The sequence below is a fragment of the Roseibium algicola genome, from assembly GCF_001999245.1.
GTDB classification, from domain to species: Bacteria; Pseudomonadota; Alphaproteobacteria; order Rhizobiales; family Stappiaceae; genus Roseibium; species Roseibium algicola.
The window spans coordinates 80,060-94,445 of the sequence record NZ_CP019632.1 but is presented as its reverse complement, the minus strand read 5'-3'; the positions used below and the strand labels follow the sequence as shown (position 1 = coordinate 94,445).

Sequence of the window (14,386 nt, the reverse complement as noted above, 5' to 3'; positions counted from 1 at the left end):
CGCGTGTTCGTGCCCTGGCTGCAACAATTCCGTGTCGCGTTGTAATCGCTTTTGACTCTGCTGCAAGCCTTTTAAAGACCCTACAATGAGGAATTGATGCCCATCCTTCTGCATGTGTCTCGAAATGGAGGTTACAAGGATGATAAATCCGCGCTAGTCCCTGATAGTACAATTAAAAATGTGCAGCGAGAGTTTCAAAAGTGTGCAGCGGGAGGTCCAAAAATGTGGAGCGGCACGTTCAAAATTGTGCAGCGGCAGAAACGCTAGATAGACCTTCTTCAAACTTGATTGGAGGCGATTCCAAGACTAGCTTGAGCGAAATTTGCTGAATCAATCAACACTGAAAAAAATGGTATCAAAAGGAAGATTGAGCCAAACCTAAAAAGAAAAAAGCTCCCGTAGCCGAAGCGACGGAAGCTCTGTCCTCAAAATCCTCGAGCGCCAACTCGAAGATCAGTTCTGAAATGTGATCTGAGGATAGGGATCTCCGGACAATCAGTCAACGCAAAACGCCACCTCGGCGCACGGGAAAGTCGTGCCTAAAAAAGGATATTCCCTATGCCGAAGCCAAGGCCGTCCGGGCTGCGAAAGATCACGCCTGCCATAAACGATGCCATGTCGCTTGCCGACGAATGGGGCACTCAGACTGCCGTCGATAAAAGACGCGCCGTCACCGCATTCAACCGCGTTACCCATCTCCTGCGGCTCAATTCCCAGGCGATCGAACTCATGAACAAACTCCTCAGTTTCAGCCAGGAACAGGACTGGACAGGGGCAAGCCGGCCAATCGTCTGGCCCGATAATTCCCGCCTTGTCTGCGAGTGTTCTTTCGAGCTGTCCGCTCTCCGCCGCAATTTTCGTAAGCTTGCCGAAGCGGGCCTGATCAGCTTCAAAGACAGTCCCAAAGGGCAGCGCTTCGGAAAGCGCGATCAGAACGGCAAGATCGTGCTGGCGTCGTCCTTCGGTATCGACCTCTCCCCTCTCGGTCTGAAAACGCCCGAACTGGAGGATCTATTCGAGCGGGACAAACAACGGGCCGTTCAGCACCGCGAGCACAGTCGCAAGTTCACGATTTCCCGCAGGCTGATTGCCAGCATCATCGAAACCGCGTCCGACCATCAGATCGCTGGTCCCTGGGAGACATGCGCTCGTAATCTTCAGGCGATCGTTCAACGGCGCCGGCCGAATACTCCGCTCCACGAGCTGGCCGAGCTGTGCGACGCCTTGGAAACTCTGTTGGAGCGCGTCAAAACCGCTTATGCCGCCGCGAGCGAGAAGTTTTCCCATGGGGACAGCGATGTTGATAACGCTGAAGAAAAGTTCCCCAGGGTATCAAAAATGGCACCCATGGGTCCCACTAGCGGCACCTTCATACAGAGTACAGTCCAGAAAACAGATTCTTCGTTGTACACGAAACGGCGTTCGGCTCCCGCCGAACAACAGTTCCCTTCTGACATCGGCTCCGCCGATGAAAATGGCTCTGAGAAAGAGCCTTTGCGACGCCCGGGTCCAAAACAACCGGAAAAGCTTGCAGCAAGACCCGTGGATCCAAAAACTTTGCTTTTGCTTTGCCCACAATTTAAGGAATGGGTGGTTTCTGACAAAACTCCGACCTGGGCGGACATAATAAACACGGTCGAAACTGTGATGAGAGGACACCTGTTGATCGCGGATTCCACTTGGAACGCAGCAACCCTTGCGCTCGGCCGAGAACAGGCCGCGGTCGCCGTCGCCCTCATTTTCGAAAAACACGAAGCCGGACTGATCCAGTCTCCAGGCGCATATCTGAACGGCATCATCACGAAGGCGAAGAACGGGCAGCTTGCCCTATCCAAATCGCTCTTCCACTGGAACAAGGCCAAGGACGGCAATCGGCCGGAAGGGCCGGCCGCATGGAATTAAAGTAGATGCGACTTTCAAGCCATTCTGACCTGGCCGTCAGGCTCTTCCTCTACCTCGACGCTCAGGAGGACAAAGAACGCCGGGTTTTGACGCCCGAACTCTGTCAGGTTCTCGACACCAAACGATCGACGGTGAATGAAACAACGTCGAGCTTGGCGAAGGTCGGACTCTTGGATACCCGCAGCGGAAAGTACGGAGGCATCATCCTCTCTCGCCCGATCAGCGACATTCTTGTCTCGGAAGTCATCTCGATTTGCGAGCAGCGAAGTGGCTGGCAGTTCGCGCAGTGCGACAATCCCGCAGGCTGCGATTGTTACATGAAAGGCCATTGCGCGGTGCAGCCCATGTACCAGCAAGCGCTTCACGAATTTATTCGCATTTTTGACAAGTTCTGTTTGGCTGACCTGCAAACTGACGTGAACGTAAAAGTCGCCCGTAGAGCCGCAGAAAAATATATCAGCGGCAACGGTTTGGTTAGCGGTGACCTTGAGCGGTACAGCAAGCGGCGCAAAGAAAATCGGTCGCTTACCGATGCGTCATAGTATTATCGATATTTGCCGACGGGTTCTTGCGCAACCTTACGTGTAGGATAGCGCCTAGATCCGTTCTAAAGCACTCAATTGCTTGACCATCTAGTCAAATCACTACCATCACACAAATTGATCTACTGAAGACTTGTTTGCGAGAGAATGAGCTGTCATATGGCACTCATGTCACGCAAAAAGTGTATTGCCTTCGGTATATTCCTCCTAAACGTGCTGCTGCCCGCCGGTGCACAGGCGGATTCCATCGAAGGAAAAGTCAGCGTTATCGACGGATCCAGTTTCCAGATCGTGGAGAGTGGTCTCACCGTGAAACTTTTTGGCGTGTCTGCGTGTGCCCTCACCCAACGCGCTCACTATCAAGGAATTTCGTGGCCTTGCGGAGCCGTCGCCGCGGGTTGGCTGACGGAAAACACGCTCGGCTACACTATTCGTTGCATCAAGGAAGGATCGGGCGGATACGCAACCGTTCTTGGCCGCTGCTTCCTGCCGGACGGGTCCGATGTCGCAAAAAAAGCGTTGACTGAAGGTATGGCGATCGCCGCCAGGGCCGAAGGTACTCTGATTGTCCCGGAATATGGGTCTTTCGAAAAAATCGCCCGCTCAAAATCCCTCGGAATCTGGTCGTCCACGTTCAAACTCGACGGCCACACATATCGAAAGTCATTTACCCAATGAGTAAGGAGCCGGGGCGGTGCCGCCGCGCCGATTTCCGCGATTGATTTAGGTTTCACGCCGTAATGAACCAAGAAAATAAACTGCCAGCCGGCCCCCTTCTGTTTCTGGTCGCCTATTCCAAATTGTTAAACTGCGCAAATAAAGGCGATACATCATCCAAAGCCCTGAAAAGCTACGGTATTTTGAATGCCATAGCCTGGTTCCAGGCAAGCGGTGAAAGTGTGTCAGCGCCCAGGCTTGCCGAATATTTCGGGGTAACGCCGACCGGCGTTCGACATCTCCTTGAATATTTGAAGCGCCTCAAGCTGATCGAGGTCGTCGAACATCGCGAAAACTTCAAGAAATGGCATGAGCTGTCGGTTCCTGAGCCCATGGTGGCCTTCTTGAAGGAAGTGCAGCGCGTGATCGGGGATCCGGAAGGTGCCCACGTCGAAGGCTCCAATATCGGCCTGCTTATCCATCACACTTCTTGCCAGATTAGAGAACGCCGGCGGCCAAGCGAGACGCCGACATGTGCATTGCAGGCAATCGGCTTCTTTATCTTCCTCGCGCGGCTGAACGCTCAGTTCGGCCCTGTCACACGGGGCAAACTGGCGGCCTGCCTGGACATGCATCCCAACAGCTTCAGGGGCAAGCTCGACTACCTTCAACACCTCGGGCTCATTACGATCCGGGCCGTTAGAGCTGACAATCATCCAGGCAGGGAAGAGCACATCAGCGCCGGCGAAGCCATCGTTGCCGAGTTCCGCCATTGGGATCTAAGGCTCCAGCAAGACACGGAACTCAGAAACTGTTGTGAGGATAATGAAACGTTCCGGCGCAGGAAGCGCGGAGCAGCCTGACATGCGATTGAGGGGGCAGAACAAGATTTGTTCCAAAGCACGCGCTAAGGTTGGGAGTGAGTGACCCGTCCCCCTTTGTTGGAGCGAGTTTGTTTAGCCCGGTCCGCCTCCATGGCTTCGACCTTCGCATTGTATTCTTCAACCTGCTCCTCAATTTTCTTGGCGTTTTTCCGAGAGGCGACATACGCCAGAACCGAGAATATTGCCGCCGCGCTGATGAATACTCGTTTGATCTCATTGTTCCAAGTGCCCGGAGCCAAGGTCTCCAGAGCGATGTAAAGCGCCAAGGTCGCAAGCGGCGGGAAGGCGACACAAAGAACGATAACGAAGGTTTTGCTGTTGTCCTCGGTTTGGTTCCAGCCGTTGACGGCTAATATCGCTGCAAACAAGGCACCGAAAAGCATAAGGATCGGCGACACCAGAATCCAAGCAAGCCAAGTTAGCCCAGCTAGAACCTGCCAACCACTGTGAATCGCGAACCCTTCCGCATGGTGTTTCTTGAGCGTCACCCCTTCGCTGATCAGTTTAGTGAGCATCTCATTTGCTTCCACCTTTCTGGTTTCGCAATAGAGATCAACGCGGTCCTGCGAGTAGTCGAAGCGCTTGATCACAGCCCTGTCTTGGATGCAGGAATGCATCTCCGACCATAGGGCGACGCGAGTTTGGGCTTCCAGTTTTGCTTGACGCGGTTCCGAGTAGCCGTGCTCAAGCCCCAGCACGCCATGCATCCAGATACTCAGAATAGCGGCAACGACAAGAACGATGACCGTTCCGACCCAACCCCAAACGAATGCCAACGCCACCCATTCGAAAAAGTCAGCTTCTCGTTCCTGATTGCTCATTCGTCTTCCCTCTCCGCTCTTGAGCTTCTGCCGATTTCGTGGACACCGCCTCAAGCTTGTATTCGTGGCTGAACTTCCTTCGTTGCGTTCCATCGCTCCAGTTTCATGGCAAACACCTTAACTTGGTGTCCACGAAATCGGCAGAAGCTCACTGGACGCCAACCAGATTGGCGACACGAATGCGACCGTCGATCGGGACTTCACGCGCTTGGCCCGGACAGAACCGATGCCCGGTTATACCATGGCGAACTTGGAAGTTAGCCGAGCCTGGTAAGCGGCAAATCTATTGTCGGAGTCACACTATTGGGTGGGCGCTGATGTGACAGGGGAGTGCTGCAAAAGTCTGTTGCGAAATTTCGGCATTCGTTAATGCTCTCAAGAGGTAAACAGAATTTGTGCGGCACCCTTTGGGCACGGCTCTAGTCGCTGCGCTCCCCGAGCCAGGCGCAGGCACCCGTCTCGGCCATCTGGTGACGATCCTCCCGCCTCCGGGCGTCGCCCTGCGCACTCCGTTTGCCATCCCCAAATAGGCCGCCCTGCAGGCGGGCATCATGCTCCTGTCAGGAGAGGGGAAACGCCGCTCCCCCTCCCCCACCAAGGGCAAAAAACGGTCTCCCCATCCTTCCTCACTCGCGCCACCGGCACGCCGGCGTCGCTCCCTCGTGCAGGACCAGGCGCAAATCCGCGTGCCCACCGGGCTCGCGGATCCACACCTGGCCGTACCGGTGGGCGATCCCCCTCCGTTTTTTCCCCTTGAGCGTCTGGCTTCGGAATTCGAAACCTCTGTAGGCGGCGTAGTCGATGGGGTTTCCACAGCCGCGCAGCATCTAACCGAGGCCTCTAGAAGCCTGCGAGCCGGCGCGGAAGATACTTCTAGGAAGGTTGCGGCGGTATCGGCTTCATCCGAGGAAACTGCTGCCAATGTCCAAACCGTCGCCAGTGCGACAGAAGAGATGGCATCTTCTGTAACAGAGATCTCGCGGCAGGTTTCCAGTTCAACACAATTATCGTCAAAAGCCGTCGATAGTGCGCGTGAAACCAACGAGAAGGTTCAATCACTGACGTCCGCGGCGCAGGTGATTGGCGATGTGGTCGGTCTGATCAACGATATAGCAGAAAAAACGAACCTTCTTGCCTTGAATGCGACCATCGAAGCTGCCCGCGCCGGCGAGGCCGGGAAAGGGTTCGCAGTGGTCGCATCAGAGGTCAAACAACTGGCGGAACAGACGGCGAAAGCGACAGCCGAGATTGCAAGTCAGGTCGGGGCAATTCAGGGAGCAACCTCTGATGCCGCGACCGCAATTGGCTCTATCAGCAAAATCATCGAGGAAATGAACGTCATATCGACGGCAATCGCGACTGCGGTCGAAGAGCAGGACGCAGCAACACAGGAAATCGCCCGCAACGTCGATGAGGCCGCTCGAGGCACACAGGGTCTTTCCGAAAACATTGCAGGGGTTAATAAAGCCGCCGAGATGACGGGTGCATCCTCGAACCAAATTCACTCTTCTGCGGAGCAACTTGCCGAGCAGTCCAATCACCTCAAAGCCGAAGTCAGCAAGTTCCTGTCTTCCGTCAGGTCTGCTTAAGAGGGCATATCGCGCAACCGGTAGACTCTACCGCACCTGTATACCCAAGAATTCTGGCTCGTCCGATTGGTAACTCTTAGGGTGTCATTTCGCCCCCATCCGGAACCGACCCCATGAAGCTGGTTCAGGATCACCTCGGCAAAGCCGTTGTCCGCGTCGGGATCACGCAATACCCGGTTGGCATTGGTATCACCGACAAGTCGCAGGTCACCGCGGATGTGTTCGACGCCTGCAACAACATCAAGATCGGGACCGCACTTTTTGCCCGTGTCTACAAGATCGTGACGAAGTGGTACGGCGCGCCGGTTCCGGAAGCCTTCACAGATGCCATCGAGGCGTACCAGACTGGGTATTTCGATGGGGAGTATGTGTTCATGGCGGAAGATACTGGAGAGAGCGTTGAACTGGGAGTTCCGGACCGGTCCGTCTCCGAAGAAGGTGCGATGGAAACGGAAAGCGAAATTGCTGGGTCGGACCCAAAGAACGAACTGCGGCAACAGCTATGGGCGCAGGATCCGAATAAGGTGGATATTGGCATCGATCTGTCTGGGATCGGTGACTTCAACAGAGAATGACCAGCCACATCGTTATTGCCGCATATCTCTGTGATGCGACGTGTCAGCCACAGCAATTGCGCGTTTGGGACGGCGACAGTTTCCTGATTAGCATGATACGCGGCTCGGAGCGCGAGCGCGTCCTTGGCCTGGACACTGCGGAGATCAAGGGAAAGTGTTCTAATGAGATCCAGATGGCAAAGAAGGCCAAATGCCGGCTCGTCGAGCTGGCGGACGGCCAGCGAATTCAGATACTCCGGAACGGCAAGGACAAGTACGGCCGGACTTTTGCTCGAGTTCTCATCAATGGCAAAAACGTTAGCCAAATTCTTATCAACAAGGGGCTTGCCCGGCCGTGGCTCGGTCATCGGTAACCGTAGTGCATATCCTTTGAGTTCTTAATGCGCCGTAGAAGCTCCATCGGATCCATGTTGATCGCCGTAATTTCCTTTTGCGTCATGTTCCGCTATTCTGTAAGCAAGTTTGCGCCCCACGAGGCTTCATTTTGACAGCGTGAAGTTGCATGGCAGGAGTTCGTCGATCCGGCTTTTCGGATGGCCGTCGGCGATGGCCTCGAGGGTCGTCTTGAGATAGGCGAAGGGCTCCACGCCGTTAATTTTCGTGGTCTCGATGTGAGATGCGATGCGGCCACCTTCGTCATAGCCGGCGGAAAAGGCATTCTTCCTGTTCAATGCAATTGGCCGGATCAAATTCCCGACACTGTTGCAATCGATCTCGGCACGGCCATCGTGAAGGAAGGTCTGTAAACCGTCCCAGTGACGATGAATATAGGTGAACTTCTCGCCGAGACGAGACTTGGCGGAGACCCGGAGGCGTTGCTCTTACAACCATGGTCCGAAGGCGGCGACAGGAGGCGCGGTGCGGGTCTGTCTGGCCGAGAGCCGCTACCCGGGCGCCGTGCCTCGGATATCAGCTTCGACCCTGTAGAACTCGGCGATTCGGCGCAAGCCCTCGGCGGTGATCTCGGAGGCATCGCGGTCGAACACTTCCTTCAGTTTCCGTCGTCCGTGCGCCCAGCATTGCGCCACGCGGATATTATTCGGGACCTCATGCCTGCTGATTTTATGTATGCGGGTCGCGTAAATTCTATTGAAAGAACGCTACTCTGTCTCAGCTGGAATCAGCATATCGAGCGGCCAACCACGGAGAAAGAAGTAATGATCCTACGCCGCCAACCACGAAAACATCGGCCATATTGAAGGACGGCCAATGTGCTGCGCCAAAGTAGAAGTCAAGGAAGTCAGTCACTGCGCGATATCGCAGCCGATCCGTGACATTTCCGAGAGCACCACCAATGATCATTCCATAGGCCAAGGCCTCGAACCTGCTCGCGGCACGTATCAAAAGCACCGACAGCCAGACGCAGACGGCAAACGCCAGCACGACAAGAACAAACCAATGCACTTCACCCAGCAGTCCAAATGACACGCCGCTGTTCTGCAAGTAAGTAAGATTGAGACCAGGAAAGACGGAGACACTGGGAGTCAAACTGGCTTTGTTTGCGACGATGATTGACTTCGATACCTGATCGACAAAGAACGCAGTTGCAACGCCTGCCAACCCGATCGTCAGAATTGGTCTCATCATTGCCATCCTTTAGGTGCGCTCAATTACTCGCATAACTCGCGAACACTTCCGTCGAACCGTCCCGCCGAATCAGGAAGACATCATAGGCTTCTCGCATGTCGCTCTGATCCATGCCCGGTGAGCCGAGCGGCATCTCGGGCACGGCGAGACCAATCGCGTCTGGACGTTCTGATAGGAGACGCCGAATATCGGTCGCCGGGACATGACCCTCGATTACATAGCCGTCAACAAGTGCCGTATGGCAAGAGGCCATTCGCTGGGGCACGCCATTGTCGATCTTGAACCGCGTCAACGGTCCGGCAAACATGTCTTCGCCGGTCGTATTGAAACCATTTTCCTCAAGATGCTCCATCCAAGCCAGGCAACAGCCGCAACCGTTGGTCTTGCGGACCTCGACTAGACTTTGGTCAGCGAATGCCTGCGTAGATGACGACAATGCAAGAGTGAACATGAGAGCAGTGAGACATTTTTTCATGGAGCAGAGCCTTTTCGTTATGGATCGAATGCACTTATAGCCAAGAAGCGGTGATGCGGTTTGGGGATGCCGGTACTGTTCGCTTGCAGCCCGGGGAGCATCCGTTAAGACGCTCCTTGAGTATGGATCAGTTTGGCGAGTCGACCGTTGAAGCCACACCGACATTCATCAGATACCTCTTGCTCATTGAGGCACTTCCTCTTTTTCAGTCATTGCGCGGCGAATTTTGGGCACTGCGGTTTCTCGGGGCTCGTGGTAGTCGATAGCCCCAGAAAACTGACCGTCTGCTTTGAACAAGAAGACGCTCGCGGTATGGTTCATGGTGTAGTCTTCACCGTCTGTCGGTACCTTTTCATAGGTGACCCGGAACATATCTGCCGCTACCGCGATTTGCTCATTCGTTCCGGTCCAACCCCGGATGTTAGCATCAAAGTAACCCACATACTCAGCCATTGCGTCGACGGTATCGCGTTCGGGGTCAACTGTAATGAAAATCACATTAAGTTGGTCCGAGTCCTCGCCCATCATCTCAAGCCAACTCGATATCTCCGAGAGCGTGGTGGGGCAAACGTCGGGACAGAAAGTGAAACCGAAAAACACCATCGTCGCGCGGCCAGTTAGGACTTCAGGGCCCACCGCGTTTCCTGCGTGGTCAGTGAGCCGAAACTCCATCGCAGGAAAATCAAGGGGACGCCGATCGGAAGGTTCCGGTGCACCCGGACCATCGACACGCCACCAGCCGACGAAAAGAATAAAGCTGATTGCCGCGACGCCAAACACGCCATACTCAAGCAAACGCCGTTGCCGCATCAGCTCTCGGGTCCACGTGCGGCGATGCTAAGGATTGGAATCTCGACTGTTACTTCACCACCATCGGAAAAAGCCAGGGTCATAAGGAAACTTTCACCCTCGGTCATTTTCCGTTGCAGCCCCATCAGCATCGCATGAAGTCCTCCTGGTTCCAGAATCACTGCTTTTCCCGGAGCAATTTCGATTTCGCCGACAGGCGTCATGGAACTCACACCTTGGTTAGTCGTTGATGTCCGGTGAATTTCAGGTTTCAGCGCAATATCCGTACCAATGCTTCTCAGCGTTACTGCAAGGTCGCCGGTATTACGGATTTTCATGTAGGCCACACCGGGACGACTGGTACCGATGGATGCGCGAGACCATGCATCCTCAATTAGCACTTTGTCTGAGCCTGCCACGGAGGCGGCAGAGAACCCTATGATGATTACGAGTGCCGCCAGCGTTTGGGACAGTACTATTCTCATTGCCGTTCTTCCTTTGTAGATCGCAGTTCAGTTTTGAACCGCAGCAACTTCCGCCGAAACCAGGCGCCGCAGCTCAACATCGCCGAATGGATCCAACGGCTTTCCGTTTACGAAGAATGTTGGTGTCTGCCGCACCCCGACAGCTTCGACGTCCGCACGGTCTTGGTTGAGGATCCCAACGACGTCGGGTGCAAGCATTTGTGTACGCGCGGCCTCCGCATCAAGACCTGCGGCCGCGGCAATTCCGAGTATCAAACCTGGCTGTGGGGAGCCGTGCGAAGCCCACCTGGGCTGTTCGCGCAAAACAGCCTCCAGCACAGGCTCGAAGACACCTTGCATTCGTGCGGCTTCGAGGATTCGGATCGCTTCTTCTGATGCCGCACCGTGAAATGGCGTGTAACGTATCACGACACGAACCGCGGGTTCATGCTGCGCCAAGAGGTCTTTCACAATTGGATGAAACGCGCGACAGGCCTCACAGGCGGGGTCGAAGAACTCGACAATTGTGACCGGTGCGTTTTCTGGCCCAAGGACTGGTGAGTAGGGCCGAACAAGGACCTCGTTGCCCTCTGAGACGAGAGATTGGGCACTCTCCAAAGGCGCTTGGCGTTTCACATACCAGGCGGCACCGACGAAGCTGGCACTGCCAAGTGCGAGCACAGATAAGATCAATGCGCGGCGGTTCATTTATGTGTCTCCTTGAGTGACAGGGCGGACAACAGGCCGATGAGAGCGAACGCAACGAGCGCCATCAACGGGATGGGAACGCCGAGGAACAATTGGTTGGAGTCAGTGCAGGAAGGACCGGTTGCAGAGCATGGTTGAATGGGCTCAGGAATCAGGCCTACGTAAAGACCTAGGTGCCAGAGTGCGACGGCTCCGCCTCCAAGTGCCAAAACTACGCCGTAGCGACCAACTCGACGGTCTTGCCACCAAAGACCAAACCCTAGGACAACAACCAGAGGAAACATAAAGGCCCGCTGGAACCAACAAAGCACGCAAGGCGTTTGGCCTAACACTTCGCCGATGAACAATACTGCGAGTGTAGCGACAAGAGAAACAATCCAGGCAAGGACTAGCGCCATTTCTCCGGATACGCGGGCCATAAAGTCAGATCCCCTCGTCTAGTGTGGTGAAAACTGCTTCGCCGGGCATGTCGTTGTACCAACTACTCTCCCTCACAAGTGGCCGTAAATCATTTGTCAGGTTTACAGACGCGTTCCGGTCAGCGCCGGTAGAGGTGTGAATTGTTTTCATTTTGGTCAAATCCAATGCGAGGATGTCTATTGTGGCGTGGGTTTCCGGTAGAGCAGCAAAACTGGTTGCCAAAAAACACGACCACCAGTATCCGGCGCGTCCTAAAAACCTCAGAGTTCGTACACGTTTGGAGATCAAACAGTTCGAATGTGGCAGTAACTGACTACTGAATTACCTTTTTCGGAATACGTATAATTCCTAAAGCCACTAGAGGTTCAAGCTCAAATTTGCGGACGTGCTTGATTGTCGCGCGGAAGCAAATGGCTTAGGTTCGGCGCTGCTGAAAGTCCATTTCGCTCCGTATAATTTTGTATTTGGATAACTAATTCATGCTCACGATCGGCGGTCTTGCAAAGAAAACAGGCACGAAAGTGCAGACTATTCGCTATTATGAACAGATCGGGCTTCTACCAGAACCGGACCGTACTGAGGGGGGACAGAGACGCTATAGTAATGAGCAACTCGACAAACTTTCATTTATTCGCCATTCGCGGCAGCTTGGTTTTTCATTGGAAGCAATCCGGGAGCTCCTGGACCTCTGCGATCATCCCGACCGGCCCTGCGGCAAGGCTGACACGATTGCACGTCGGCAGCTTAAGCAGGTCGAACAGCGCATCGCGCGTTTACAGGCGCTTCGTACGGAACTGAAGCGAATGGTCAAGGAGTGTAGCGGTGGCCGCACAGCTGACTGTCGCGTACTTGAGGTACTCCGAGACCACTCCGAGTGCCTAACTGATCACGATGAGATCGGTGCTTAGGTATTACTTTGACGGTTATTGAATCGATCTTCCCCGCCTATTACTTGCTTAGCTCTGATGATGGATCATGTCTTAAACTTTATGGCCGTCTTCGGTTCGGAAATAAATCGGGGCGGCGGCATCGCAAATTAGACTATGAAAATCAAACAACCCACATGTTCCCTTTGCGGGTGAGATAGTACAGAAACCAGAGTAATGGGCCTTGTCGGAATTTCGTTCGCAGACAGGGAGCAACAGCTGCCCTTCAGAGTCTAGATTTTTTGGGTGGCCACCTCTTGAACCTCTAGCGACTATAGAAACTACATACATACTCGGTCGATACGAGGAACAATCACATGCCCGATGCTGCCCCCCTTCTTGCCGCCACGCAGTTACTCGATTACCGCGCACCATCCGTTGTCCGTCTGACTGAAGATCGGAAATGGCTCCGACTGCCTCAGTACGATCGCATAGGCGCAATCTACGACTTTGTTCGAAACGAAATCGCCTTCGGCTACAATCGGGCGGACAACATTCCCGCGTCTGAAGTACTTCGAGATGGGTACGGCCAGTGCAACACCAAGGGAACGCTCCTAATGGCGCTATTGCGCGGTGTAGGTATCAAGTGCCGCCTGCGAGGGTTCACGATTCACAAGGAGCTACAACGTGGTGTCGTCCCGGATTTGATCTTTCCGATCGCACCACAAGAAATTATTCATTCCTGGGTTGAGGTCGAGTTCGACGGCAAATGGATTAATCTCGAAGGATTCATTCTAGATGCAAAATTCTTGAGCGTTCTCCAGCAGACCTTTTCCGGAAACAAGAGCTTGTGTGGTTTCGGTGCGGGCACCGATTGCCTTGACGCGCCACCGGTTCGTTGGGAGGGGCATGACACCTACATTCAAGATACGGGCATCGAGCAGGACTTTGGTGTGTTTGAAACGCCGGATCAATTCTATTCAGAGCACATGCAAAAATTCGGACGAGTGAGGGGCTGGCTTTACCGGTTCATCATACGTCACTGGATGAACACTCGCGTCCGTGCCATTCGATCAGGCCGATTAAAGCCCAGTAGGTCTGCAATCCATGATCACGGAGGGATCGCAGATGCCGCATGACCACCACGGGCATAGTCACGTGCACCTCGATCCTCAAAGCGGCGACCGCAGAGTCGGCGTGGCAATTTGGGCTAATGGCCTTCTGACGATCGCACAAATAGTGGGCGGCCTCTTTGCCGGAAGCCTTGCACTGATTGCAGACGCCTTGCACAATTTTTCAGACATGGCCGCGCTGATTATTGCCTTCGCTGCCCGCAAGATTGCGCGGCGCCCTGCGGATGAACGTATGACATTCGGCTACGGACGCATAGAAACAGTAGCTGCGCTCATCAATTATACGACCCTTATTATCGTCGGCCTTTACCTAATTTATGAAGGAGGAATGCGCCTGATTGAACCACCGGACGTCCAGGGCTGGACGGTCGTGATTATCGCAGGGTTTGCTCTCGGCGTAGATGCTTTGACAGCAGCACTGACCTGGTCGATGCAAAAGGGAAGTCAGAACATTCGTGCCCTGTTCTTGCACAACCTATCGGATGCACTGGCGTCCGTTGCGGTAATCGTCGGCGGGACCTTGATCATCCTATTCGATATGCGATGGGTCGACCCCGCTGTTACCATCGGCATTGCGGGATACATCCTCTATCTGGCAGTGACGGAGATTGGCGGACCGGTCAGAACGTTGATGCTGGGTAGTCCCCCGGACATCGAAGGACATGATGTCGTCGATCTACTGCGTGCAACATCTGGGGTTCGCGAGGTACATCACGTACACCTATGGCAGATGGAAGAGAACGCTCCAGCGTTAGACGCTCATGTAGTCGTCGAAGAAGTTGACTGGAAACAGTTGGAGGCAATCAAGTTGGAGCTGAAAGAAAAACTATCAGATTCCTTCGGCATCGTTCATACCACTCTGGAGTTTGAGCGCGAGGGTGTGTGCGAAAACGATGTTCCGTTGTTTGGGCATGATCGGTCTTATAAGCAAACGTGACATGCCGCAGCTAACGCATGGTGCGATCAAATCGGAT

17 protein-coding genes and 1 pseudogene are annotated in these 14,386 nt (G+C 54.2%); 10 read left to right on the top strand and 8 right to left on the bottom strand.

Annotated elements, in window-relative coordinates; translation table 11 throughout:
* The first annotated feature begins 558 nt into the window (after window positions 1-558).
* The 4 genes from repC (at window position 559) to B0E33_RS30720 (ending at window position 3,964) form a co-directional block, all read left to right on the top strand.
* Window positions 559-1,902 (top strand): plasmid replication protein RepC, encoded by a 1,344-nt coding sequence (repC, locus tag B0E33_RS30735; RefSeq protein WP_077294838.1) that lies wholly within the window; start codon window positions 559-561, stop codon window positions 1,900-1,902.
* A gap of 5 nt (window positions 1,903-1,907) precedes the next feature.
* Window positions 1,908-2,444: an RrF2 family transcriptional regulator gene (locus B0E33_RS30730; protein ID WP_077294835.1), complete on the top strand. Its 537-nt coding sequence runs from the start codon at window positions 1,908-1,910 to the stop codon at window positions 2,442-2,444.
* 159 nt (window positions 2,445-2,603) lie between these two features.
* Window positions 2,604-3,122 (top strand): thermonuclease family protein, encoded by a 519-nt coding sequence (locus B0E33_RS30725; RefSeq protein ID WP_077294832.1) that lies wholly within the window; start codon window positions 2,604-2,606, stop codon window positions 3,120-3,122.
* Window positions 3,123-3,184: 62 nt separating this feature from the next.
* Window positions 3,185-3,964 carry a MarR family transcriptional regulator gene (locus B0E33_RS30720; RefSeq protein WP_062492057.1) on the top strand — a complete coding sequence of 260 codons (780 nt, stop codon included), beginning with the start codon at window positions 3,185-3,187 and terminating at the stop codon, window positions 3,962-3,964.
* Window positions 3,965-4,008: 44 nt separating this feature from the next.
* Here the strand turns inward: B0E33_RS30720 and B0E33_RS30715 are convergent, their stop codons facing one another.
* Complete coding sequence (locus B0E33_RS30715; protein WP_062492059.1) at window positions 4,009-4,806, bottom strand: hypothetical protein; 798 nt, start codon at window positions 4,804-4,806, stop codon at window positions 4,009-4,011.
* A gap of 686 nt (window positions 4,807-5,492) precedes the next feature.
* On the opposite strand from B0E33_RS30715, the gene B0E33_RS30710 reads away from it, so the two are divergent.
* The 3 genes from B0E33_RS30710 (at window position 5,493) to B0E33_RS30700 (ending at window position 7,323) form a co-directional block, all read left to right on the top strand.
* Window positions 5,493-6,395 carry a methyl-accepting chemotaxis protein gene (locus B0E33_RS30710; protein ID WP_158514230.1) on the top strand — a complete coding sequence of 301 codons (903 nt, stop codon included), beginning with the start codon at window positions 5,493-5,495 and terminating at the stop codon, window positions 6,393-6,395.
* Between the two features lie 86 nt (window positions 6,396-6,481).
* The gene (locus B0E33_RS30705; RefSeq protein ID WP_228148176.1) at window positions 6,482-6,970 is read left to right on the top strand and encodes a lysozyme family protein; all 489 of its coding nucleotides are present in this window, start codon (window positions 6,482-6,484) and stop codon (window positions 6,968-6,970) included.
* Complete coding sequence (locus B0E33_RS30700; protein ID WP_062492067.1) at window positions 6,967-7,323, top strand: thermonuclease family protein; 357 nt, start codon at window positions 6,967-6,969, stop codon at window positions 7,321-7,323. The genes B0E33_RS30705 and B0E33_RS30700 overlap by 4 nt, the downstream gene beginning before the upstream one ends.
* A 126-nt stretch (window positions 7,324-7,449) precedes the next feature.
* On the opposite strand, the pseudogene B0E33_RS31690 reads toward B0E33_RS30700, so the two are convergent.
* The 7 genes and pseudogenes from B0E33_RS31690 to B0E33_RS30665 all read right to left on the bottom strand — a co-directional run.
* A pseudogene (locus B0E33_RS31690) lies at window positions 7,450-8,004 on the bottom strand (IS66 family transposase); the annotation flags it as partial.
* 76 nt (window positions 8,005-8,080) lie between these two features.
* The gene (gene lspA / locus B0E33_RS30690; protein ID WP_062492219.1) at window positions 8,081-8,554 is read right to left on the bottom strand and encodes a signal peptidase II; all 474 of its coding nucleotides are present in this window, start codon (window positions 8,552-8,554) and stop codon (window positions 8,081-8,083) included.
* A gap of 22 nt (window positions 8,555-8,576) precedes the next feature.
* Window positions 8,577-9,032, bottom strand: coding sequence for a DUF411 domain-containing protein (locus B0E33_RS30685; protein WP_062492069.1), 456 nt, complete (start codon window positions 9,030-9,032; stop codon window positions 8,577-8,579).
* Window positions 9,033-9,215: 183 nt separating this feature from the next.
* Window positions 9,216-9,842, bottom strand: a complete 627-nt coding sequence (locus B0E33_RS30680) for an SCO family protein (protein WP_062492071.1) — start codon at window positions 9,840-9,842, stop codon at window positions 9,216-9,218.
* Window positions 9,842-10,306 (bottom strand): copper chaperone PCu(A)C, encoded by a 465-nt coding sequence (locus tag B0E33_RS30675; RefSeq protein WP_062492073.1) that lies wholly within the window; start codon window positions 10,304-10,306, stop codon window positions 9,842-9,844. Before B0E33_RS30675 ends, B0E33_RS30680 begins: the two co-directional genes overlap by 1 nt.
* Before the next feature lie 27 nt (window positions 10,307-10,333).
* Window positions 10,334-10,993: a DsbA family protein gene (locus B0E33_RS30670; RefSeq protein WP_062492075.1), complete on the bottom strand. Its 660-nt coding sequence runs from the start codon at window positions 10,991-10,993 to the stop codon at window positions 10,334-10,336.
* Entirely contained in the window at window positions 10,990-11,412 is a 423-nt protein-coding gene (locus tag B0E33_RS30665; RefSeq protein WP_062492077.1) for a disulfide bond formation protein B, read from the bottom strand. Before B0E33_RS30665 ends, B0E33_RS30670 begins: the two co-directional genes overlap by 4 nt.
* Before the next feature lie 480 nt (window positions 11,413-11,892).
* Between B0E33_RS30665 and B0E33_RS30660 the strand changes: the two genes are divergently transcribed.
* The 3 genes from B0E33_RS30660 to B0E33_RS30650 all read left to right on the top strand — a co-directional run bounded on the left by B0E33_RS30660 (window position 11,893) and on the right by B0E33_RS30650 (window position 14,349).
* Window positions 11,893-12,321 carry a MerR family transcriptional regulator gene (locus tag B0E33_RS30660; protein ID WP_062492079.1) on the top strand — a complete coding sequence of 143 codons (429 nt, stop codon included), beginning with the start codon at window positions 11,893-11,895 and terminating at the stop codon, window positions 12,319-12,321.
* A gap of 335 nt (window positions 12,322-12,656) precedes the next feature.
* Window positions 12,657-13,418: a transglutaminase-like domain-containing protein gene (locus B0E33_RS30655; RefSeq protein WP_077294823.1), complete on the top strand. Its 762-nt coding sequence runs from the start codon at window positions 12,657-12,659 to the stop codon at window positions 13,416-13,418.
* On the top strand, window positions 13,408-14,349 hold the full coding sequence (locus tag B0E33_RS30650) for a cation diffusion facilitator family transporter (protein ID WP_040450261.1): 942 nt from the start codon (window positions 13,408-13,410) through the stop codon (window positions 14,347-14,349). Before B0E33_RS30655 ends, B0E33_RS30650 begins: the two co-directional genes overlap by 11 nt.
* The last annotated feature ends 37 nt before the right edge of the window (window positions 14,350-14,386 follow it).